The sequence below is a fragment of the Nannocystis punicea genome, from assembly GCF_026965555.1.
In the GTDB taxonomy this organism is placed as follows: Bacteria; Myxococcota_A; Polyangia; order Nannocystales; family Nannocystaceae; genus Nannocystis; species Nannocystis punicea.
This window is the reverse complement of the sequence record NZ_CP114040.1, coordinates 9,467,699-9,490,661: the sequence shown is the minus strand read 5'-3', so window position 1 is coordinate 9,490,661 and position 22,963 is coordinate 9,467,699. Positions and strand designations below refer to the sequence as shown.

General features: G+C 71.6%; 17 protein-coding genes. 6 read left to right on the top strand and 11 right to left on the bottom strand.

Annotation, left to right across the window (positions count from 1 at the left end; translation table 11 throughout):
• Positions 1–32: 32 nt before the first annotated feature.
• Together recN and O0S08_RS36230 are read left to right on the top strand one after the other, a co-directional pair.
• Positions 33–1,769, top strand: coding sequence for a DNA repair protein RecN (recN, locus tag O0S08_RS36235; RefSeq protein ID WP_269034025.1), 1,737 nt, complete (start codon positions 33–35; stop codon positions 1,767–1,769).
• Positions 1,770–2,389: 620 nt separating this feature from the next.
• Positions 2,390–3,211, top strand: a complete 822-nt coding sequence (locus tag O0S08_RS36230) for a hypothetical protein (protein WP_269034024.1) — start codon at positions 2,390–2,392, stop codon at positions 3,209–3,211.
• A gap of 119 nt (positions 3,212–3,330) precedes the next feature.
• On the opposite strand, the gene O0S08_RS36225 is transcribed toward O0S08_RS36230, so the two are convergent.
• Positions 3,331–5,013, bottom strand: a complete 1,683-nt coding sequence (locus O0S08_RS36225; protein ID WP_269034023.1) for a serine/threonine protein kinase — start codon at positions 5,011–5,013, stop codon at positions 3,331–3,333.
• 143 nt (positions 5,014–5,156) lie between these two features.
• Between O0S08_RS36225 and O0S08_RS36220 the strand changes: the two genes are divergently transcribed.
• The 4 genes from O0S08_RS36220 (at position 5,157) to O0S08_RS36205 (ending at position 12,110) form a co-directional block, all read left to right on the top strand.
• Positions 5,157–6,044, top strand: coding sequence for a hypothetical protein (locus O0S08_RS36220; RefSeq protein ID WP_269034022.1), 888 nt, complete (start codon positions 5,157–5,159; stop codon positions 6,042–6,044).
• A 180-nt stretch (positions 6,045–6,224) separates the two neighbouring features.
• Positions 6,225–7,976, top strand: coding sequence for a CFI-box-CTERM domain-containing protein (locus O0S08_RS36215; protein ID WP_269034021.1), 1,752 nt, complete (start codon positions 6,225–6,227; stop codon positions 7,974–7,976).
• Between the two features lie 377 nt (positions 7,977–8,353).
• Positions 8,354–10,276, top strand: a complete 1,923-nt coding sequence (locus O0S08_RS36210; RefSeq protein ID WP_269034020.1) for a type VI secretion system Vgr family protein — start codon at positions 8,354–8,356, stop codon at positions 10,274–10,276.
• 25 nt (positions 10,277–10,301) lie between these two features.
• A complete protein-coding gene (locus tag O0S08_RS36205; RefSeq protein ID WP_269034019.1) occupies positions 10,302–12,110 on the top strand; it encodes a serine/threonine protein kinase in 1,809 nt (602 codons plus the stop codon).
• Between the two features lie 12 nt (positions 12,111–12,122).
• On the opposite strand, the gene O0S08_RS36200 is transcribed toward O0S08_RS36205, so the two are convergent.
• The 10 genes from O0S08_RS36200 to O0S08_RS36155 form a co-directional block, all read right to left on the bottom strand.
• Entirely contained in the window at positions 12,123–12,581 is a 459-nt protein-coding gene (locus O0S08_RS36200; protein ID WP_269034018.1) for a hypothetical protein, read from the bottom strand.
• A gap of 11 nt (positions 12,582–12,592) precedes the next feature.
• Positions 12,593–13,639, bottom strand: a complete 1,047-nt coding sequence (locus O0S08_RS36195; protein WP_269034017.1) for a PAAR domain-containing protein — start codon at positions 13,637–13,639, stop codon at positions 12,593–12,595.
• A 15-nt stretch (positions 13,640–13,654) separates the two neighbouring features.
• On the bottom strand, positions 13,655–14,116 hold the full coding sequence (locus tag O0S08_RS36190; RefSeq protein WP_269034016.1) for a DcrB-related protein: 462 nt from the start codon (positions 14,114–14,116) through the stop codon (positions 13,655–13,657).
• A gap of 99 nt (positions 14,117–14,215) precedes the next feature.
• Entirely contained in the window at positions 14,216–14,365 is a 150-nt protein-coding gene (locus O0S08_RS36185) for a hypothetical protein (RefSeq protein WP_269034015.1), read from the bottom strand.
• 29 nt (positions 14,366–14,394) lie between these two features.
• Entirely contained in the window at positions 14,395–16,485 is a 2,091-nt protein-coding gene (locus O0S08_RS36180) for a M13 family metallopeptidase (RefSeq protein WP_269034014.1), read from the bottom strand.
• Positions 16,486–16,723: 238 nt separating this feature from the next.
• Positions 16,724–17,395, bottom strand: coding sequence for a hypothetical protein (locus O0S08_RS36175; protein WP_269034013.1), 672 nt, complete (start codon positions 17,393–17,395; stop codon positions 16,724–16,726).
• 138 nt (positions 17,396–17,533) lie between these two features.
• Positions 17,534–19,153, bottom strand: coding sequence for an adenylate/guanylate cyclase domain-containing protein (locus tag O0S08_RS36170; RefSeq protein WP_269034012.1), 1,620 nt, complete (start codon positions 19,151–19,153; stop codon positions 17,534–17,536).
• Positions 19,154–19,191: 38 nt separating this feature from the next.
• Positions 19,192–19,893, bottom strand: a complete 702-nt coding sequence (locus tag O0S08_RS36165) for a geranylgeranylglyceryl/heptaprenylglyceryl phosphate synthase (protein WP_269034011.1) — start codon at positions 19,891–19,893, stop codon at positions 19,192–19,194.
• 1,292 nt (positions 19,894–21,185) lie between these two features.
• Positions 21,186–21,707, bottom strand: coding sequence for an SMI1/KNR4 family protein (locus O0S08_RS36160; protein WP_269034010.1), 522 nt, complete (start codon positions 21,705–21,707; stop codon positions 21,186–21,188).
• Positions 21,708–21,812: 105 nt separating this feature from the next.
• Entirely contained in the window at positions 21,813–22,823 is a 1,011-nt protein-coding gene (locus tag O0S08_RS36155; protein ID WP_269034009.1) for a hypothetical protein, read from the bottom strand.
• Between the last annotated feature and the right edge of the window lie 140 nt (positions 22,824–22,963).

Sequence of the window (22,963 nt, the reverse complement as noted above, 5' to 3'; positions counted from 1 at the left end):
ACGCGCGGCGGTGCGCATGCTATAGCGCCGTCGTGCTCAGCTATCTGCACATCCGCGGGCTCGCCCTGCTCGACGACGTCGCCCTCGAGCTGGGGCGCGGGATGAACGTGCTCACCGGTGAGACGGGCGCGGGCAAGTCGATCATCGTCGACGCCCTGGCGCTGCTGCGAGGGGCCCGCGGGCGGGCCGAGATCGTGCGCCAGGGGGCCGACGCGGCCCGGGCCAGCGCGCAGTTCGAGCTCGACGCCGGGTCGCTGCGGCGGCTGGCGCCGGCGCTCGACGAGCTGGGGATCGGCGAGGGCCGCGAGGCGCTGGTGCTCGAGCGGGTGGTCGGCCGGGCCGGCCGCGGGCGCTCGGTGGTCCAGGCGGTGCTCACCACCCAGGGGATGCTCGAGCGGGTCGGCGAGCAGCTCATCGACATCTGCAGCCAGCACGAGCACCACTCGCTGACCCACGTCGCCCGTCACATCGATCTGCTCGACGCCTACGCCGGGCTCGACGGCGAGACCACGGCCTACGCCGAGCAGTACCGCGAGTGGCAGGCGGCAGCCCAGGCGGCGGCCGACCTGCGCCGGCGCGCGGCCGAGGGCGCGGCGCGGGCCGACTTCCTGCGCTTCCAGATCGAGGAGATCGATCGCGTCAGTCCGGAGCCGGGCGAGCTGGCGGCGCTGCGCCAGCGGGCGGTGCTGCTGCGCGACGCCCACCGCTGGACCGCGTTCGCCCGCCAGGCCCACGACGTGCTCTACGAATCGGACGACGCGATCGCGGGCCGCCTGGCGATCCTCCTCGACGAGGCCCGCCGCGGCGCCGACAGCTCGCGCCTGCTCGGGGAGATCCAGGAGCAGCTGGTCGCGGCCCAGGTGGCGTGCGAGGAGGCAGCCGCGGCAGCGGCCCGGTTCGCCAACGAGATGTCCTTCGAGCCAGGTGATCTGGAGCAGGTCGAGGAGCGCCTGCACGAGCTCGAGACGCTGAAGCGCAAGCACGGCGGCGACCTCGAGGCGCTGCCGGCCCGGCTGACGGCGATGCGCGACGAGCTGTCGCAGCTCGAGCACGCCGATTCGCACCTCGAGGCGCTCGACGCCCGCGAGCAGGAGCTGCTCGGCAAGTGCCTGCAGCGCGCGGCGCAGCTGCACGCCCGCCGGGCCGCGGCCGCCGAGGGGCTGGCGCGCGCGGTCGAGGCCGAGCTGGCGGCGCTGCACATCCCGCGCGCGCGGCTGGAGGCCCGGGTGGAGGCGCTGCCGCCGGCGCAGCTCGGGCCGCGCGGGCTCGACAAGGTCGAGTTCATGTTCTCGGCCAACCCGGGCGAGCCGGTCGCGCCGCTCAACCGGGTCGCCTCGGGCGGCGAGCTGTCGCGCGTGCTGCTGGCGGTCAAGAGCGTGCTGTCGACCGGCGACAGCGTCACGACCTACGTGTTCGACGAGGTCGACGCCGGGGTCGGCGGCGCGGTGGCCGAGGCGATCGGCCGCCGCCTGCACGCGGCGTCGCGCCAGCGCCAGGTGCTCTGCATCACCCACCTGCCGCAGATCGCCGCGTTCGCCGACGCCCACTTCCGCGTCGAGAAGCACACCCAGGCCGGCCGCACGATCACCCGCGTGGTCAAGCTGTCCGACGAGGAGCGCGTGGAGGAGCTGGCCCGCATGCTCGGCGGCTCGCGCGTGACCAGCAGCGCCCGCGAACACGCGCACGCGCTGATCGCCGAGGCCCGCGCGACGCCGGCCCGCAAGAAGGAGCCCCGCTCCGGCCGGCGCGCTCAGGCCAGCCAGTCCTGAAGGACATGTCGCCCGGGGCATGTGTTCAAGAACATGCTCCATGGGGCATGTGCGATCGGGCATGCCTCCTGATGCGCGTCGCATGGACGGCCGCGCGGCGTGGCTCCGCCAGGTGGGGCCGAGCGTCGGCGCGACAGCCGGTTTCGGAGAGGATGAGCCTGGTGGGCACCTCGTTCGGAGCCGGTGAGCTCTCGGCCCTACAATTCGAGAGTGCGAGGACGTGGTGCTCGCGGCCCCGAAGGCGCTGGAGAGGCTTCACCGCCTCTCGCTGCTCATCGAGCTTCGCGCCCGCTCGACGCCGATCGAGGGAGCGAGCGAGTCAGGTTGCGCCGCTTCGCTCGCTCCCGCTGTCGGGGGTTGAACCTCGAAGTGGTCTTCGCTCGGGTGGTATCCGGCGGAAATTCACGCGACCGGTCGTGAAGCTCCGGATGAGCGGGGTGGGGCCTCCCGTATGGCGCGACTTCGGCCGCGATTCGCTCCGGGCTTCCCAGGAGCTACACTGCAGTCGTCCTGTTCCCGTCATGGGTCGCTCACGCTCGCCGAGCCGGGCTGTGCCGGACAGATTCTCAGGTCGAGGCGACGTGCGAGTCGGAGCAGAGCCCCATTGAAATGAGGTGACGATGCGAGTGCGACGGAGCTCCTGGTGGTTGCTATCGTGGATGTGGAGCGCCGCCGCGTGCGACGAGCGGCCCCCGTTGCCCGTGGAGGACCGGTGCCCGGTGTGCGAGTGCGCGTGCGAGGGCACGGTCGTGGTCGAGCCGGTGCAGGCCATTCCGCCGGGTCCGCCGCCGGTGACTCACGTGCCGCCGACGGCCGAGATCGGCGAACTCGTGGCCTCGGCGATGCGCAAGATGAACTTCGACGACGGCAAGGGCTGCCTCGCCGACCTCGACGAGCTCCACGCGATCGACCCCAAGGTCGACGCGCGCCTGGCCGTGACCCGCGGCATGTGCGAGATGCTGATCGGCCGCTGCCAGGAGGGCAAGCAGCGGGTCGCGCGGTGGTACCAGGAAGAGACCAACATGCACCCCGAGCGGGCCGCGGCCACCGCCGAATCGCTGGCGGGGATGCGCTGCCGCGGGGGCGACTCGACCGACCGCGACCGCCTGCTGCGCGCCTACTTCGAGCTGTCCGACGGCGCGTACATGAACAAGAGGTCCGCCGCGGACTGCAAGGCGGCCCTCGACGTCGCCCGCGCGCTGATCCCCAGGGTCAAGCCGCAGGGGCCGGAGGACTCGCAGATCCGCGACAGCCCGCAGGCCCTGTTCCACACCGCCGCGACCTGCCTCGGCCGCGCCGGCGACTGCCAGGCGGCGCTGGCGGTCTACCGCGAGTTCTATCCCAGCCTCGCCTCGGTCAAGGACCCGGCCATGCGCGCGAAGATCGTCCAGGACTCGTTCAACTCGTCGATCGCCCACTGCGCGCAGGCCAAGACGCCCTGAGCCGCCGGCGCGGCGGCGGCGAGTCGCGCGGCATGTCTCTCTTGGAATGTCCAAATAGACATGTCATGATAGGCATGTTCGATCGAACATGCCTCGAGGGGCAGGCGCTCCCTCGCGGGTCAGAGGGACAGCTTGCGGCCGAGCGCCAGCTTGGCCTCGAAGGTGGTCGACTGCACCGCGTCGGCGAGGCACTTGCCGAGGGCGTCGTTGACGGAGGGCACCGAGCGGGTGACCTTGCCGTCGAGGCCGACGGCGTAGTCGATGACGATCTTCGGGCCGCCGACCGCGTTGTAGGTCTTGCGGCACTTCTGGGCCTTGCGATCGATCTGCTTGAGCGGGTCAGCCGGCGCCGCGGGTTTGACGGCGGCCTTCTTCTTCTCGACGGCGGGCGTGGGCTCGACCTCGGGATCGAGCGGCGGGAGGGCCTCGTCGGGCGTCGGGGGCTTGGACTCCGGCTGGGGCGCGGGCTCGGGCGGCTGTTCGGGCGGCGGCGGGAGGGCCTCGGGTTGCGGCGGCGGCTCGACCCTGGGCGCCTGCGGCGGAGGTTCGGGCGAGGCGGTCGGCGCGGCGACGGCGGGCGGGGATTCGACGACCTGCGGCGCGGGCGTGGGGTCGTCGCCGCGGGTCAGCGCGAACGCGACGGCGGCCACGCCGAGCAGGCCGGCGCCGGCGAGGGCGAGCCCCCGCTGCGAGCGGCGCTGCTGCGGGGCCGGGAGCGCGGTGGTGGGGCTGGTCTTGGTGCCCTCGCCGGGAGTGGCGGCGTCGTGCGGAGTGGCGGCGAGGCCCGACTCCGCCGGCCGGGGCGGGGGCACGGGGGTCGGCTCGCGCGGGGACGGGGCGACGGCGGCCTGCGGGGCGCGCGGAGGCGGGGCGACGGCGGCCTGCGGGTCGCGCGGGGGCAGGGTGACGACGGTGACCGGGGCGAGCTCGGGGGCCTCGTGGCGCAGGAGCTCGGCCAGCGCCACACCGACCTCCTGCATCGACTGATAGCGGTCACCTGGCTTTTTGGCCATGGCCTTGAGGACAATGGCGTCGAGCGCCGGCGAGATGCCGGCGGCCGGGGCGATGCTCGACGGGGCCGGGGGCGGGGTCTCGCAGTGCTGCATCGCCACCTGGATCGCCTCGCCGGTGAACGGGACGCGGCCGGTCAGCAGCTTGAACAGGACCACGCCGAACGAGTAGATGTCGCTGCGGCGGTCGACGTTGGCGTTGCGGACCTGCTCCGGCGACATGTAGCTCGGCGTGCCGAGGGTGATGCCGGTCTCGGTCAGCTCGGAGTTGTCCTCGGCGCGGGCGATGCCGAAGTCGAGCAGCTTGCAGATCTCCTCGCCGTCGCGCTTGCGGGCCAGGAAGACGTTCGAGACCTTGAGGTCGCGGTGGATGAGGCCGTTGTCGTGGACGCAGGCGACGGCCTTGGCGATCTGCGCGGCCCACACGCAGGCGTCGTGGGTCGAGAACGGCCGGTCGGCGCGCTGGCGCAGGCGGGCGTCGAGGTCGACGCCCTGCAGCAGCTCCATGGCGAAGAACACCAGCCCCGACGGCTCCTCGCCGAACGAGTAGATGTCGACGATGTTGGGGTGGTCGAGCGAGGCGATCATCTGCGCCTCTCGCAGGAAGCGCTCGACGCTGGTGCGGTCCGTGGCCAACCTGGCGTGGAGGATCTTCAGGGCGCAGCGGCGCCTGAGCCGGGTGTCTTCGCCGACGTACACGTCGCCCATGCCGCCGCGGCCCAGCAGAGAGAGCACGCGATAACGGTTCTCGAGCACCGTGCCGATCACCTGGGCGTCGCGGTCAGGCACCATTTCAAGGCTTCCTACCACCAATGCGCGCGGACCATCAACGCAGAGAGCGTCGGGCGCATTATTGCGCCGCGCGATCTCGAATCGAGCGCACGCCCGGGTGTTCGTGGCGCGCGGAGCAGACAGGATGTGCTACGGTCCGCCGCATGGGAAGAAGTCGCGTGCGAGGGCGCATTCAAGCGCTCCTCGCCTGGCCCCTCTGCGCCTCGCTCTCGCTCGGCCCCGTCGTGGTCCGCGCAGCCCCTGCGCCCGCGGACGACCTCGTGAAGTTCGACATCGGCTTCCGCGAGGGACAGGAGCAGTTCAACCGCGGCGAGTATCTGACGGCGGCGCGCACCTGGGCCGTCGCGGTCGAGCGCCTGCGTGAGTCGCCCGACAACAAGGACAACCGCGCGGCGGTCTACAGCTACATCGCCGACGCGTACCGCAAGTCGGTGAACAACGGCGCGGGGATCGACATCGTCCGCGAGGGCCTCGCGGCGCTCGACGGCTATGCGGCGCAGTTCGGCGAGGCCTATCCCGGCGAGGCGTTGCCGCCCCAGGTGGCCGAGACCCGCGACCAGTTCCGCGCCGCGAGCGAGGCCATCGACGCGGCCGCGCAGCCGAAAGATCCGGCGCCGCCCGCCACGCCGCCGGGCCCGAGCGCGCCGGTCGACGCTCCGCCGCCGGGCAAGCCCTGGCGGCCCCTGGCGATCGGCGGCGGCGTGTCGCTCGGCCTCGGCCTGGCCAGCCTCGGCCTGTTCGCCGGCGGCCTCGTGCGCGTCGGCGAGGCCGAGCGCCAATACAACGACTCCGCCAACGCCTGCCCGCTGGATCCGAAAGCGGCGACCGGCGCGTGCGCGGAGATCGACGCCGACGGCAAGTCGGCCAACGCGATGGCGGCCGTCGGCCTGGTCCTCGCGCCGGCGCTGCTCGGGGCCGGCGCGGCGCTGCTGGCGATCGGCCTCAAGCGCCGCGCCGCGGCCAAGCGCGTCGTGGTGGCGCCGACCTTCGGCCCGCGCTCGGCCGGGCTGACGTGGGTCCTGCGCTTCTGAGCGCGCGGCCGTCGATCACGACCGGCGCGTGATCGCCGGAGCATGCGGGTTGCGCGATGAACCCGACTTCACCCGGGCGCGGACCGAACGGCGCGAACGACGGCGTGGCTCCACCTCGAGCCCGCGACGCACGCGGTCGGGGTCGGCGACGGCCGCGGCGAGTGTGCTATCGTCGCCCGCGTGCCGCGCTCGCTGACCCTCCCGACGGCCGTGTGCCTGCTGGCGCTGACGCCGGCGCCGGCCGCGGCGGAGGAGCCGGTGCTGGTCGAGTTCCACTTCACGCCGGTGGCCAACGCCCAGATTGCGATCTGGCTCGAGGACGCGCAGGGCAAATACGTCCACGACGTGATGGTGACCCAGGCGGTGGGGAAGTACGGGATCGGCAACCGGCCGGGGATCTGGAACTTCCTGTCGAGCTGGCGCGCGCCGTACGGGCCGCGCGTGTCGGCCCTGCCGGTGTGGGCCCACCGGCGCGGCAAGACGTACCCGAAGATCATCCTGCACGACGAGGACCCCGGCGACCTCGACTCGCTCGGCTTCCACGAGAACACCTCGTCGGACGAGCCCTACTACTGCCGGCCGCTGTCGCCGCCCGAGCACGAGATCATCTCGGTCGACACGATGACCTGCCCGTCGCCGAAGGCGTTCAACTCGGACAAGGGGCAGTTCGACCCGAAGGGCGACATCAGCTGGTACCCGCCGCGCAACGACCTCATCGCGTTCGACCCGGCGGTCGACGCCGAGGAGATCCAGACCTACGCGGAGCTCAACGACCTCGACGCGGTCACCGCCGCGACGCCGCCCGGGGAGCAGGCGGCGTTCGTGACGGTGATGGTGCCGCCGGCGGCGATGGCCGAGGCGCCGCTCACTGCCTATATCGAGATCGGCGTCGAGGCCGACGAGAACGGGTCGTACGACTTCGACCGCGACAACGACCACTACGTCGACCCCGACCTCTCGGCCTACGGGGTCGAGTACCTCGGTCAGCCGTCGGTGGTCTACGCGGTGCCGTTCGACCCGCACACCAAGGGCTTCCGCGGCGCCGTCGAATACGCCGGCTACGGCGACTGGGACGGGGCGACGGGCACGCTGCACCCGCCCGACGCGACCATCAGCGCGGCGAACGGCAGCGGGGCCGATCGCCTGCGGGTGATGACCAAGAACGGCGAGACGTTCCGCTGGGGCGTCTACTCGCACGGCGGCCCGGGCGAGGGCGGCACCAGCGGCGACGGCGAGAGCGACACCGGCGGCGAGTCGGACGGCGCCACCGGGTCGGACGGCACGACGGAGGAGCCGCCCGACGACGGCTGGGGCTCGTGCGCGCAGGTCCAGACGCTGGCGCCGGTCGACGACCTCGTGCTGGTGAGCGAGTCGTTCGACCGCGTACAGGTCAGCTTCCGCCTGCCGCCGCCCGCCGACCCGGCGATCGCGCTCAAGGAGGTCGACGTGTTCTCGCTCGCCAGCAACACGCCGCTGAGCGAGGAGCTGCTCGGCGCGGCCCACCAGTCGACCTTCGCCGCCGCCGAGCTGAACACCACCGAGGGCCTGGTGACCGTCGAGGTCGGCGAGCTGTGGGCCGACTACACCTACCAGTTCGCGGTCCGCTACGAGGACGCGTGCACCAACCGCAGCCCGCTGGCGACCGCGCAGTTCACCACCGAGGCGCAGAAGTTCCAGACCGTCGACACCTTCTGCTTCCTCGCCACCGCCGCCTGGGGCGCGCCGTGGGCGGCCCAGGTCGCGGCCCTGCGGGCGTTCCGCGACGATTTCTTGAAGACCACGCCGACCGGCGTCGACCTGGTCCGCTTCTATTACGCCCACAGCCCGCCGCTCGCGCGGGTGATCGCCCGCGAGCCGCTGCTGCGCGGGCTGGCCCGGGTGGTGCTGCAGCCGGTCGCCGACGCGGCGAGGCTGGCGACGTCGCGCGGGTGATTCTTCGGACATGTCCAAAGGGGCATGTTTTTCGGCCGGCGGTTTCGCGGGCTGAGCGCATTCGCGCCGCCGTCCATGGTCCAGCGATTGCGCAAATGCGCGGACCGGTCGGCGCTGTTTCGACATGCTCTAAAAGACAGGTCACGAGGTCGCCGGCCAGCGGCGAGCCGACGGCGCGCCCGAGAACTCGTGACTTCGGCGACGGCGATCGCGGGCGGCCGCGTCGCGCGGGCCGACCAATCGCAGCAGGGCGCGAGCGATAATGACATGAGGGTGAGCGCGGACCCGCTCGAATCGGCGCATCGGCTCGCGTTGACGCCAACGCGGGCCGGGTCGTATCCTGCGGCCCGAAGGGGCTTTGCGCCTCGATCCGACCGATGTCCATTTCCGAACTCGAATCGACGGCGTCCGGGCTCACCTCGAACAAGCCCGTGTTCGATCTGACGGTCGGCGGCGCCCCGCTGCGGGTCGTCCAGCTGTCGGGGACCGAGGCCCTGTCCTCGCTGTTCGAATTCCGGGTCGAAGCGGCGGGGCTCGACTTCGACGCCGAGACGCTGCTGGGCCAGCCGGCGCTGCTGTCGCTGAACGGGGCCGAGTCGCCGCGCCCGGTCCACGGGATCGTGTCGGAGGCCGAGTACGTCGGCTACACCCGCGGCCTGCAGCTGTACGAGCTGACGATCGTGCCGTGGGCCTACAAGCTCGGCCTGCGCGAGGACTGCCGGGTGTTCCAGGACAAGACGACCGAGCAGATCGTGACCGAGGTGCTGACGCGGGCCGGGCTCCGCCGCGATTGGTTCCGCTTCTCGCTCGGCGACAGCTACGCGCCGCGCAACTACTGTGTGCAATACCACGAGACGGACCTGGCATTCGTCAGTCGATTGCTCGAGGAGGACGGGATCTTCTACTTCTTCGAGCACGAGCAGAGCCGCCACGTGTGGGTGATGGCGGACCAGATCCAGGCGCACTCGCCGATCGACGGCACCGCGACGGTGTGGTTCAACCCGCCGCGCGGGACGGTGCAGGACCGCGAGCACATCCGCCGGTTCCGCTTCGGCGGGCGCCTGCGCTCGGGCAAGGTGACCCTCCGCGACTTCAACCTGCACAAGCCCGACCTCGACCTCGAGGTCAAGGAGGCCGCCAAGGTCGACACCGACCTCGAGGTCTACGACTTCCCGGGCGAATACCAGGACCCCAAGCGCGGCGGGCCGCACCAGGGGCAGTCGATGGCGAAGATCCGCCTCGAGGCGCTACAGGCGACGCGCCGGGCCGGGATGGGCGAGAGCGACTCCCCGCGCCTGGTGCCCGGGCGGACGATGACGCTCGCGGGCCACCCGAAGCACGAGCTCAACGCCGAGTACCGGCTGATCGAGGTCCGCCACAAGGGCGAGCAGCCGCAGGTGCTCGACCAGGACGCGTCGGGCGAGAGCACGTACCACAACGTGTTCACGGTGACCGAGCTCAAGGTGCCGTTCCGGCCGCCGCGCACGACCACCCGGCCGGTGATGCGCGGGGTCCAGACCGCGACGGTGGTCGGGCCCGACGGCGAGGAGGTGCACACCGACGCCGAGGGCCGCGTGCGCGTGCAGTTCCACTGGGACCGCGAGGGCGGCCACGACGAGAACAGCGCGACGTGGGTCCGCGTCAGCCAGCTGTGGGCCGGGAACGGCTACGGCGCGATGTTCCTGCCGCGGATCGGCCACGAGGTGCTGGTCGACTTCATCGAGGGCGACCCCGACCGACCGATCATCATCGGGCGCATCTACCACGGCAACAACCACCCGCCGTACCCGCTGCCCGAGGAGAAGACGAAGAGCACGATCAAGTCCGAGAGCTCGCTCGGCGGCGACGGCTTCAACGAGCTGCGCTTCGAGGACCGCAAGGGCTCGGAGGAGGTGTTCCTGCACGCGCAGAAGGACTGGAACACCGAGATCCTCAACAACCTGACGGAGAACGTCGGCGTCAACCGCGACGCGACGATCGGCGCCGCCGACTCGACCATGGTCGGCACGGTGCACACCGTGACGATCGCCCAGGGCTCGCCGCCGCCGCCGATCCCGCCCACGGGCACGAAGATGCACGACACCTTCTTCACCGTGACCAGCGGCACCGCCCGCGTCACCCTCAACGGCTCCGACATCTTCATCCAGGCCGACGCCAACATCACGATCCAGGCCGGCGCCAACATCACCATGGTCGCCGGCGGCACGATCACCGTCGCCAGCGGCGGGCCGACCAATGTGGCCGCGAGCGTCGGGGCGCTGTCGCTCAAGGGCGGGCCGCTGGTGAAGATCAACTGCTGAGCCGAGAGACCGGAAGGCGTCGCCAGTGTCCGGCAGCTTCGCACCACGCGTCGGCGATCGGATCGCCAATCGTTACCGGCTCACGGCCCTCGTCCGCGGCGGCGGTCCGGCCCAGGTGTTCGTGGCCCAGGACGGCCAGGCGCGCGAGGTGACCCTCGTCGTCCTCGACCCCGCGCGCTGCGAACCCGAGGCCTGGGCCTCGTTCGCGCAGGTGGTCGAGGTCGCGACTGCGGCGGCGATCCCCGGGCTCTCGCTGCTGCACGGCGTCGGCGAGGCCCCGCCTTCACCGCCGCACTGCCTCGCCGAGGCGGACGTCGGCCGCACTTTCGAACGCCTGCGCGCCGAGGAGGGGCGGGTCCCGTGGCAGCGCGCGCTGGCCCTCGGCGAGCAGGTCGCGGCGATCCTCGAGGCGGTCGACGCCAACATCGGCCTGGCCCACCGCGCGCTGACGTCCGCCCGCTGCACCGTGAGCGAGCAGGGGCAGGTCAAGATCCTCGATTACGGGATCGCCGAGTTCGAGCCGATGTCCGGCCGCACCGACGAATCGGGCTACCGCGCGCCCGAGCAGCAGACCGGGCCCGGCGATCAGCGCAGCGATGTCTTCTCGCTGGCGGCGATCCTGTTCGAGCTGATCACGAGCGTGCGCCCGTCGGCGAGGAGCGCGATGCGGCTGCGCTCGCTGATCTCCGACGTGCCGCAGGCCGTGGACGACCTGTTCGCCCAGGCGCTGGCCCTCGATCCCGAGGAGCGGATCCCCGACGCCGTCGCGCTGCGGGCGACGATGCGCGAGCTCCTCGGCCTCGGCCCGGCGCCGGCGCCCGAGCCTCCGGCGCCGGCGCCCGTGCCGGCGGCCAGCGAGTCGCCGGCCGCGGCGAGGGCGTCGGCCGTCGAGTCCGCCCCGGCGATCGCCCCGAGCGCACCGCCCACGCTCACGATCGGCGGGAGCTCGCGGGAGCTGCCGGCCGAGCAGAGGAAGTCGGTCCGCTCGCTCGCGGCAGCCCTCGCGCCGCTGGAAGATCCGCGCAGGCCGCTCTCCGGGCCCGTGCGCAGCCCCGTCGCGGGTTCGTCGGAGCCGAGCAAGGTCGGCTCCCTGCCGCCCACGGCCCGCGGCGCGGCGGCCCTGCGCCTGCTCGACAAGGCCGAGGTCCGCGTCGATGCAATCGTGCCCCTGCCGGACAATGCTGCGAGCATGTCCGGCCGGATCGATCGCACGGAGATCCTGCCCGACAACAACGCGACCCCCGCGGGCCGGGCGGACAAGACGGAGATCTTCGTCGAGGACAAAGCGCCGGCCGGGCGAGCGGACAAGACGGAGATTTTTGTCGAGAGCAAGTCGCCGGGGCGAGCGGACAAGACGGAGATCTTCGTAGAGAGCAAATCATCGGGGCGGGCGGACAAGACGGAGATTTTCGTAGAGAGCAAATCACCGGGGCGGGCGGACAAGACGGAGATCTTTGTCGAGAGCAAGTCGCCGGGGCGAGCGGACAAGACGGAGATCTTCATTGGCAACAGCGTCCCGGCGGTGCGCTCCGATCGCACCGAGATCTTCGTCGGCAGCGGCGCACTGGCGGCGCCGCGTTCCGAGCGCACCGAGCTGCTGCCGCCCGCGCAAACTTTGGGCGGCTCGCCGCGCGAACCGCCGAACCTCGAGCTGCGCCCCGAGCCCGCCCGACCCGCGCCGGCGCGCCCCGTTCAGCCGGCACCCGTCGCGCCCGTGCCCGCGCCCGCGGCGAGCGCTCCGACAGGACGAGCGGCGCCGTCGGTCAAGGTCGTGCTCGTCGCCGTCAATGTCGGGTTGTTGCTGGTGATCTTGCTGGTCTTCGCGTTGCGATGAGCCCACGCGGGGTCAGGACACGCGAATCGGCGGCATCGCGCCGGCGACCGCGCGATCGAAGTGTTCGACCAGGACCTCGCGCTCCTTGCCCTTGCCGCCGCGGGCGGCGGTGACCCAGGCGCCGAGGACCTCGATCATGTCGACGTGGCGGACCTCGCCGTCGAGACACTCCACGCGCAGCCCGAACGCCCCGTCGGGCCGGCGCTCCCAGTCGGCGCGGGCGTGCTCGATCAGCGTCTCGCCGAAGTACTGGCCGGCGAGGTTCAGCACGTCCTTGAGCTCGGCGACGGCCTGGCCGCGCGCGGCCAGCAGCAGCCAGTCGGACAGGCGCAGCAGCGAGGCCCGCGAATAGTCGAGGCTCGGCTCCGACCAGTCCCAGTGCGCGCCCCAGATCCGTATCTGCAGCAGCTCCCACGCGTGCGTCGTGCGGATGGCGAAGGCCTCGAGCCCGTCGTCGAACTCTTCCGTCATGGTGTCACCATTCACGCCGGCTCGAGCCAGGACGTGTCGTCACACGAGACCGCGAGGGGATTCTCGGGGACCCTGCTCTCGCGCTCCTGGTCGCGCCAGTTCCGCGCGAAATCGACGGCGATCGGGAGGCCGACCTGGAAAGAGGCGCCCTTCCATCCGGTCAGGGCTTGCATGCCCTTCGGCGCCCCGGCCTTGGCGACCCGGCGGTCGAGCGCCCACTGCACGCGGTTGTTGCGGGCCCACTCGCTCTGCATCTGGTACGGCCGGCCGAGGGCCGCCTTGCCGCGGACGTACCGCTGGTACATCGCGTTCTGGATCTCGGCCCGCTGCGCCGCCAGCAACGTGGTGTTGTGGGCCCGGGCGAGCCGGTTGTCGATGCCGAAGGTGTTGAAGAGGCTGCCGGCGCTGTTGACCACGTTGACGGCGGCGAAGTTGACCCATCGCGACAGCCCCGCGTTGACCGAGATGAGCTCGGAGATGCCGACCGCCGTGGCGGACACGGCCAGGGTCGCCAGGCTGGCGCCGCCGAGCGCGACCGTCAGGTACAGGCTCGCGTAGTCGAGGAAGTAGTCGAAGTTGGTCTTCTTGCTGCCGGCGATCCGGACGGTTCCGCCGCCGATGATGACGTCGGGCGAGCCGCTGGAGATCTTGCCGTCGCAGATGAGCGCGTCACCCTGGCGCGCGGCCGGACGACAGCGGAAGAACACCGTCGAGCTGCCCTCGGAGATCACCTTCTCGCCGTGGCTGTAGACGACCGGGAAATAGCACTGCGATTTGCCGACGACCGCCGCCGCGACCTTGCCGTTGATGATGACGTTGGTCTCGTCCAGGCCGACCGCGCCGGTCTCGACGCCGGGGCTGTCCGCGATCGCGTCCCACGCCGCCCCGGCCAGGTAGCCGACGCCGGCGCCGACCGCCACCACCGCCGCGAGCGCCAGGCCGCCCGTGCCGAGCACGATGATGCCGAACAGCGCGCCGGCGACGGCCCCGGCGAAGAAGCCGAGCATCTTCGACTCGTGCTTGATGATGTCGCCGTGACGCGCGGCCGGGGCTGCCATGGGGACCTCGTTGGCTCAGGGGCGTCGCGGCTCGCCCGGCGGGCCGAGGACCAGGCTGGCGAGGATCTTCTCCCATTGCTCGCTGAAGCCGGTGGCCTGGCTCTTTCGCGTGGTCAGCACGATCGACAGGACGCTGCCGGGAATGTCGAGAGCGCACACCTGGCGCTGCTCGTACGCCTCGCCGCGCGCGCTCATGGTGTAGAGGAACTCGACCGCCGGGTGACCGGCGAGCGTGCGGCTGCGCCGGTCGATGAACGCGAATTCGGGCACGCTGCGGGCCAGCTCGACCAGCAGCCCGTCCATGTATTGCTGCAGGGTGATTCGCGGCTCGAGTGTCTCCCGACGCACGACCACCGAGGCGCCCTGCTCGCCCTCGAGGCCGTTGGAGAAGGCGATGACCGCGTTGCGCCGCCAGTTCGCCGGAATGGCCAGTTTGACGCCCTCACCGGCGTTGACCAGGTTGTCGCTCGTGTTCATGCCCGATGCCCCTCACGCCCCGCGAAACTGCGCGCGTCTCCGCCGGGTCAGCGTCCATTTAGCGTGCTCCAAAAAATCGTGTCAAGCCGGCCGCGGTGTTCAAATTCGAACCGCGCGAGCCCCAGCGCGGGCGAGGATGCGCGGGGCCGCGAGCGCGGCGGGCTCGGCAATGTCGGCACCGGACGGCAGACCCGGCTCGCTCGCGGCATCGATCGAGGGCCGCGAGGCGGCGAGCCTTTGATTGGACATGTCCTGAAGGACATGTCCAGCCGAGGCGGCTACCAGATCTTGACGCGCTCGTCCGGCGCGAGGTACAGCGCCTCGCCGGCCTTCGGCTGAAACGCGTCGTACCAGGCGTCGAGGTTGCGCACGACGTCCGTCCGGAACTCGGACGGGCTGTGCGGATCGGTGACGAGCCGGTTCGCCAGCTCCGGATCGCGGTAGACCCGGCGCCAGCTCTGCGCCCAGCCGAGGAAGAAGCGCTGCTCGCCGGACAGGCCGTCGATTACTGGCGCGGGCTCACCACCGAGCGAGAGCTGGTAGGCGTGGAACGCGATCGTCAAGCCGGCGAGGTCGGCGATGTTCTCCCCGAGCGTGAGCTCGCCGTTCACGCACTGCGCGGGCTTGCCGTCGGCCGCGGGCAACGGACAATAATCATTGTACTGCGCGACCAGCATCGCGGTCGCCTGCTTGAACTTCGCCGCGTCCTCGGCCGACCACCAGTTCTTGAGCGCGCCCCTGGCGTCGTACTGCGCGCCCTGGTCGTCGAAGCCGTGGCTGATCTCGTGACCGATCACCGCCCCGATGCCGCCGTAGTTCACGGCCGGGTCCGCGGCGGCGTCGAAGAACGGCGGCTGCAGGATCGCCGCCGGGAACACGATCTCGTTGAGCGCCGCGCTGTAGTAGGCGTTGACCTGCATCGGCGGCATGTTCCACTCGTCGCGGTCGACCGGCTTGCCGAGCTTGGCGAGCGCCCAGTCGTACATGAACTTCAGGACCCGCTCCTCGTTGCCCAGCGCGTCGCCGGGGATGATCGTCAGCGCCGAGTAGTCGCGCCATTGCTTGGGATAGCCGATCTTCGGGTTGTAGGTGGCGAGCTTCTCCTTGGCCTTCGTCAGGGTCGCGGGGCTCATCCAGGTCAGCCCGTCGAGGCGCTGGCCCATCGCCACGAGCAGGTTCTTCACCAGCTCGTCCGCGGCCGCCTTGGTCTCCGGCGGGAAGTACTTGGCGACGTAGACCTTCCCGACCGCGTCGCCCAGCGAACCGACGACGTTGTCGACGCCCCGTTTCCAGCGCGCCTCGAGCTGCGGCGTGCCCGACAGGGTCTTGCCGAACATCTCGAAGTGAGCGTCGACGAATTTCTTCGGCAGGTACGGCGCGGCGGCCGTCAGCACCCTCAGCGTGAGGTAGTCCTTCCACACCGCGATCGGCTGGTCCTGGACGAGCCTGGCCGCCGCCGCGATCGCGCCCGGCTGCTTGACGTTGATCGCCGCCTGACCCGCGAGCCCGACGCCCGCGAGCCACAGCTTCCAGTCGATGCCCGGCGCGGTCTCCTCGAGCTGGGCGATCGTCAGCTTGTTGTAGGTCTGCTGCGGGTCGCGGTTCTGCACCCGCGTCCAGTGCGACGCGGCGAGCTTCTCCTCGAGCGCGTAGACGGCCGCCGCGCGCGCTTCGGCTTCCGGCATGCCGACGAGCCCGAACATCGTGGCGATGTACTGCTTGTAGCCGTCGCGGAGCGGGGCGAACTGCCCCGCGCTGGCGTCGTACATGTCGCGGTCCGGCAGGCCGAGGCCGCCTTGCGAGAGGGTGGCGATGTGCGTCTCGGGTTCGCGATCGTCCTGGTCGACGAACGTCGTGAACGGGGTCGAGCCCAGCTCGCGCGAGTGCGCGGCCAGCAGCGCGACGATGCCGTCGACGTCCTCGGCGGCGGCGATCGACTCGAGCTTCTTCTGCAGCGGCGCCGTGCCGAGCGCCTCGATCGCCGCCTCGTCCATGAAGGTCTTATAGTAGTCGCCGATCTTCTGCCCCTCGGTCCCCGGGGCGCCCTCGCTCGATTCGATGATCTGTCTGGTGCGCTCCTGGCTGCGATCGATGAGCGCGGGGAACAGGCCGTAGTTCGACTTGTCGTCCGGGATCTTCGCGGTCCTGAGCCAGTGGCCGTTGACGTGGTGATAGAAGCTGGCGCCCGGCGCGACCGCCCCGTCCATGCCCGCGAGATCGACGCCCCATGCGCCGAACTCCGGCTTCTTGTCGAGCACCGGCGTCTTCGGTCCGGTCGGCGCGACCGCGGCGGTCTTCGCGGGCGGCGGCTCACTGGACCCACAAGCAGCGAGGACGGCGAGGATGACGGCGAACGAGCGCTGGTTCACGGGACCAGGTGGTACCAACTCTCGGGTGGCTTGCAAACCACGTTGCAGGGACGGTGCAGTGGGCGTGAATCGCGGTGGCCTCGGGCCGAGCGCCACGCGCTCGTCTGCATTCCCTCGGTCGTTCATCCTCGAATCTCCGAGGACTCGCTGGACCTCGGGCACCGAGCGGGAGGGCGAGCGGGCGCTCGTCAGTCATGTTCTATCGTACATGTCCTGAAAGACATGTAAATATCGCGCCTCAGCGGCGGAACGGCAGCGCCTTGTACTGGGCGACCACGACTTGCTGCTCGTGGACGACGGCGAGCAGGCGTTGCCAGCGGGCGTTGGCGTCGGCGAGGGCGGCCACGCGGGAGGACATGGCGGACTGGCTGGCCTCGACGGCTTCGAGCTGCATGGACGTGCGGGCGCCGGCCAGCCAGGCCACGGCGGGGGCCATCATCAGCATGAAGCTCATCCACAGCGACAGGCGGAAGTAGCCGCCGACGCCGGGGACCGCGGCGGCGCAGATCAGGGCGAACACCACCGCGCTGACGCCGAGCAGCAGCGCGACCGGGCCGGCGACCTGGACCAGGCGGAGCACCGTGGGCGGCGGAGGCGGGGCGTCGCGGCGGGCGGCGACCAAGCGGACAGATACCTGGCGCGAAGGACATGTCTCCTGAGACACCTGCTCGGCGTAGCACTGGGCGCTGACCACCGCCGCGAACTCGCCGCGCGAGACCGACAGGCGCACGCCCTCGACCAGGCCGTTCAGCTCGGTGGTCTCGGTGCGGAAGCCCTCCGACGACGGGAAGTGCACCTGGCACGCGCTCTCCACGGTGTCGGCGACGCTGCGCACGACCTCGCCGGCCTGGCGCACCGTCCACGCGGGGCGTCGGACCGCCCACTGGTAGTTCAGGTCGCTCGTCCCCATGACAGATCTTTGTACCCGCAGGTGACGGTCACGTCCACCGCGGGCGCCGCGGGCGCGAGCGCAGCGGCGAATGGGACCGCGCCGAGCGGGCGCGGCCACGAACCATCAGGGAACTGCGGCGACCACGAGCGCCGGCGATCACGAGCTCTGCAGGCCGAGCAGCGGGAACACCGCGGTGGGGCGCGATTTGCCCTTGAGGTGGACCGTCACCGGCGCGCCGACTGTGGCCACGTCGCCGAGCAAGATCCGCGTGGCTTCGGAGATCAGGACGTCGGAGCCGACTTCCTTACACGCCGATTCGATGCGGGTCGCGGTATTGACCGAGTCGCCGATGAGCGTGTAGTCGAGCCGCTGCGGCGCGCCGATGTTGCCGGCGATCGCCTCGCCCGTGTGCACGCCGACGCCGATCCGCAGCGGCTGCAGACCCTCGGCCGCGAGCGCGTCGTTGAGCCGCGCGAGCCGGCGCTGCATGCCCAGGGCCGCGGAAGCCGCCGCGCGCGCGGACAGCTCGGGGGCGAGCCGCACCGGCGCGCCGAACACCACGAGGATCGCGTCGCCGATGAACTTGTCGATGAGGCCGCCGTGCTCCATGCACTCCTCCACCATCTCGGTGAAGTAGCGGTTCAAGATCCGCACGACCTGCTTCGGCGGCATCTTCTCGACCAGCGGGGTGAAGCCGCGGATGTCGGCCATCAGAATGGTGGCGGTGACGAGCTCGCCGCCGAGCTCGAGGCCGCCCTGGAGCACCACGTCGCGGACCTGGCGGGTGACGTAGCGGGTGAAGGCGTCCTTGATGAAGTCGCGCTCCTCGAGCCCGCCGAGCATGCCGTTGACGGCGGCGCTGAGCTGACCGACCTCGTCGCCGCCGATCGGCAGCGCGCGGCGCGACAGCTGGTCCGGCGTCAAGGTGCCGACCAGGTCGGTCAGCTCGCGCAGCGGGTCGGTGGTGTTGCGCGTGACGAGGAGGCAGCCCGAGAGGCTGACGAGCAGGCCGATCGCGGTGACCACGAGGATGTGCAGCGCCAGCGCCGTCGGCTCGTGGGCGGCCACCGCCGCGCTCGCGCCGCGATAGGCCAGAGTGCCGGAGATCACCGCGCCCGCCAGCTGCACGCCGACGATCACGATCGCCATCTTCGCGCCGAGGCCGAGGCGCACGATCCCCGGACCCGTCACCGGCAACATCGGGCTGCGCGCGATCAGGGCCCGCCGCAGCGGCCGGGTCGCCGCGTCGGTGTAGAGCCAGGCGAAGATCGCGTCGAGCACGGCGGCGAGCAGGCCGCCGACGGCGATGTGCAAGCCGAGCCAGGCGTCGCCGGTGATCGCGATCATGATCACGGCGGCGCTCAGGCTGACCGCGACCGCCGAGAGGCCGATGAAGATCGACAGGCGCGCCGGCCACGACAGCGCCTGGCGCCAGGCGTCGAGGTCGACGCTGTCGCCGGGGCGGCGCAGCCACGGCTCGAGGCGATCGACGAAGCGGCGGTGGCGGGCGTAGACGACGGCGATCGAGGCGGCCACGAGGGCGGCGAGGATGACGAGGAATTGCGGCAGGACGCCCGGCGGGAACACTGCGGCGAGGGTGATGTAATAAGCGCCGACGGCGGCGGCGGTCGAGCCGATGGCGATGGCGACGGCGAACACGTGCAGCAGCCGGCCCGGGGGCGGCAGCGGCAGGTCGGGCCTGGCGACGGGGAGCGGGCGGGTGAGCAGGCGCAGGCGGGGGGAGGTGCCTGCGGGATCGTGCGGGGGATCGTTCACGGGGGCCTGAGCAGGGCGTCGTGGAATTTGGGGGGCGTTCACGGGGGCCTGAGCAGGGCGTCGTGGAATTCGCGGGCGAGGCGGAGCGGGTCGCCGGCGTCCTCGAAGATGTCGGAGGGCGTGACGACGGTGTCGGCGCCCATGCGCAGGGCCTGGCGGCCGCTCTCGGGGTCGAACTCGTCGGAGATGACGAGGTGGAGCCCGGACACCTGCTTGAGCGCGGCGATGAGGTTGGGGTCGATGGCCAGCGCGGGGTCCTCGTAGTCGAGCGCGAGGTAGCGGTAGCCGACCATGCGGGCATAATTGGCGTAGCCGAGGATGATCTTCGGCGAGGGCACCAGGAAGGCGTCGAAGTACCAGCGCGCGGTGCTGTTGCCCATGATGAAATAGGCCAGCGGGATGAAGTTGAGGCCGCGCCGGGCGACGTGCATGGCGGTGGCCACGGAGCCGGACCCGAACGGCCGCGCGTAGTGCGAGTTCGAGTTCATGACGTCAGGCAGGAGGACGACGTCGGCCGGGGCCAGCGAGTCGGGGCCGGCCGGGTAGAGCACGACCTGCAGTCGGGTGTTCTCCTTGAGCTTCATGGTCAGCCCCGGCAAGTCGGCCGCACCGGTGCCCCCCAGCAAGACCTGGCGGTAGCCGATCCGCTCGAGCTCGCGGTAGAAGGCGAGGTCCGAGAAGGTGTCCGGGTCGAGCAGCGGGATGTAGCGCTCGAACACGAAGTTGCGGTCCTGCTCCACGACTGGGCCTCCGGTCCTCTGGCCCGCTGGGCCTTGCGGGCCCCAGGGTAACGCAACCGCGGTCGGCGCGTATGTGCGAAAACGAGCGGCCTCGAGGTGGGGGCGTGGGTTCCCTCGCGCCCACGCGACGGCCGCCGCGGGCGATCGTGACAGCGGGTCGGCGTCGGCGGACGGCGATTGTCGAGACCGCGCGATTGTGGAGAGTGAGGGCGGCGTGCCGACAATCGCCGCGCGGCCGAGTGGCGCGTCGACGCGCCTCGCGCGACAGGGGAGCCGCGGCGCGTCGACGCGCCGCGGGTGCGTGGCGGCGGGGCATCTGTCCCATCGAGCAGGTCCTCGAGGGTCGGTGGTCGGCCAGGCGCGACGCGGGGCGCACGGCGCGAGCGGCCGCGGATCGATGCGCGGCTCGATGGGTGTTTCGAGGCTGCGGCCTCGGCGAGGCGCGACGCGGGTCGCACGGCGCGAGCGGGTCCCGGATCGATGCGCGGCTCGATGGGTGCTTCGGGGCTGTGGCCTCGGCGAGGCGCGACGCGGGTCGCACGGCGCGAGCGGGTCCCGGATCGATGCGCGGCGAGGGTCGCGGGGCCGGTGTCCGGGACGCCCTGGCCCCTCAGACAGTTGCTCGGACTTCGCCCGGGGCAGGGCGCTTCGAGGCGACAATTGCCTCGTCCTGCGCAAACTCGGTTCCAGGGCGTCCCGGCCCCCGTCCACGGGAGCTCTCTTTAAGCGGTGACGGTCGACTCCGTCGAGATCCGGGATCCGCTCGCGCCTGAACCACGGACCGGGTACTCGGCGAATTCGAGTGGCGACGATCGGCGATAGGGGCTGGCGGATCGGGCAATCTCGCCGAAGCTGGCCATTCGATGGGACTGTTACCATTGCTCGGTTCGTCGCAGGCGCTCCGACTTGGGGCGCACGATCGTTATTGGCCTGGGACAATCGCGCGATCCCGCAGGTCGCTGCCATCGACGAGCGAGTGCGACTGAATCGACGGGGCGCACCCGAGTCGCGCGCCGGCCGGGGCGCCCGACTCGGATGAATGTCTTTTGAGACAGGTCGACGGGTGCCTGCCGCGATGCGCGACAGTCGATGCGACGGGCAGGGCAAGAGCGGTCGTCGCTCGAGCCGCCGCTCCGAGGCGGTAGCCGGCGAGGCCGACCGAACCCAGCACGCCGCCGCCGAGCGTCCCCCGGGCAAGAACGAGCCGGGCACGCGCGGTCGCTGCGGGCGATCGACGAGGTCGAACGGGTGATCGAGCTCGCGGCCGGAGCTCGACGCGGAGCGGGGCCACGTCACCGCGAGCGCATCAGGGCTTCGAAGCTGGGAAACAGCGTGATCCCGACTTCGTGGTCCCAGTTGCACACGCCCCAGGGGCCCTTGCCGGGGTGCAGGAAGATGTACTCGTTACCGTCGCCTTCGCCGATGAGCAACGTCTCGCGCACGAGGTCGACTCCCCGGAGCTCCGAGGCGTGGTGTTGCATGACCCAGTCCACGTTCGCCTCCGAAGCGTGCGACGGCTGGACCTCTTCGACCGGCAGGAGGGCGGCCAGGCCGTTCGGGAACATCAAGCAGCCGTACCAGCCGTTGGAGACCGCCAGGAACGCTCGGTAGTCCGGCGGCAGCGAGAGCCCCAGGCGCACCTCCGCCGCGCGGAGGGCCTCCTCGGACGCCGGCGGGCGGCCGAGCCAGTGGTCCGCGATCACGCGCTCGTACACCTCCGGTTCCAGGCAGAAGTCGGCCTCGTCCTGCGCCTCCTCGAGCAGGTCGTCGCTCAGTTTCCGCAAGAGCTTCTGCCAGTTCGTCGGCTTGGGCATGGGGGCGTCATATCACGGGCGACCTCGCGCGTTCAATGATCGCGCGCTCGATGATCTCTCGGCTCCGTCGGCGAGCCGGAAGATCGCTGTGCGCATCGACTCACTTCACTCGACGTGGATCGCCAGCTCGCGCCAGTCTGCGGCCCCGCGATCGTCGCGGAGCACGATCCAAAGCGTGTAGTCGCCGGCCGTCTCGGGGGCGGTCCACGCGTTGTCGCTGAAGGCCTCGCGCTCGGCCGGGGAGCGACCGGTGCGCGCGGCGGTGTAGCGGCCGCCGGTGGCGTACCAGGCGACGCGGATCGCCTCGCGCGTGCTCACGAGCTCGAGGGTCGACGGGTCGAAGCGCAGGTAGGTCTCGGCGCCGCCGCAGCCGAGCGGGCCGCCGCAGTCGGCGGGGCAGCTGTCGGCGGCCTCGTCGAGGGTGCACAGGGCGTCGCCGCACTTTGGTTGTTCGGGACATGTCTCCCAGACCAGGCGCAGCGGCAGCTCGGCGCCGGGGGCGACGGTCACTGCGGCGCCGGGCGCGAGCGCCTCGCCGTCGCGCTCGACTGCGAGCACCGCGGGCGCCCGGTTGGGCCGGGCGCGGGTGCGGTACTCGGCGGATTGCTGCTGGTCGGCGCCGGCCAGGCCGCAGGTGATCCGCAATTGAAACAGGGTGAGGTCGGCGTCGTCGTCGCCGGCGAAGATCCGCAACGGTTGATAATAGCCGCCGGTGCCGTCGGGGTCGACGGGGCGCCCCGCCGGCTGGTCGCCCATCGCGGGCGGGGGCTCGGGGCCGAACAGACGGCAGCCTCCCTCGGGGGCGGGGGCGGTGACGGAGAGGCCTGTCCCGAGAGACAGCAAGGAGTCGCCGCCGCGCCCCAGGCAGGCGCGGTGGACCGGCCCGAGCTCGGCGAGCGGGCGGCGGGCGGCGCAGAAGGCCCATTCGAGCGGGCCCTCGGCGAGGGTGCCGCCGGCGTCGACGTAGAGGGCCGACAGCGCGACCGGCTCACCGGGGACGACCTCGGCCGGCTCGGCGCGGACGGCCAGGACGCGCGGGGCGTCGACGCGCGCGAGGTCGACGTCGAGGTCGGGGACGCAGGCGAGCAGCGAGGCGAAGGCGAGGAGATGGCGCATGGGACCTGTCCTGGAGGTCAGGGAGGCGGACACGGGATGAACGCCGGGGCGGGAGAGCGGAGGCGAGGCGGAGGCGCAATGGACCTGTCCTGGAGGTCAGGGCGGCGGGATGAACGCCGGGGCGGGAGGAGCGGAGGTGA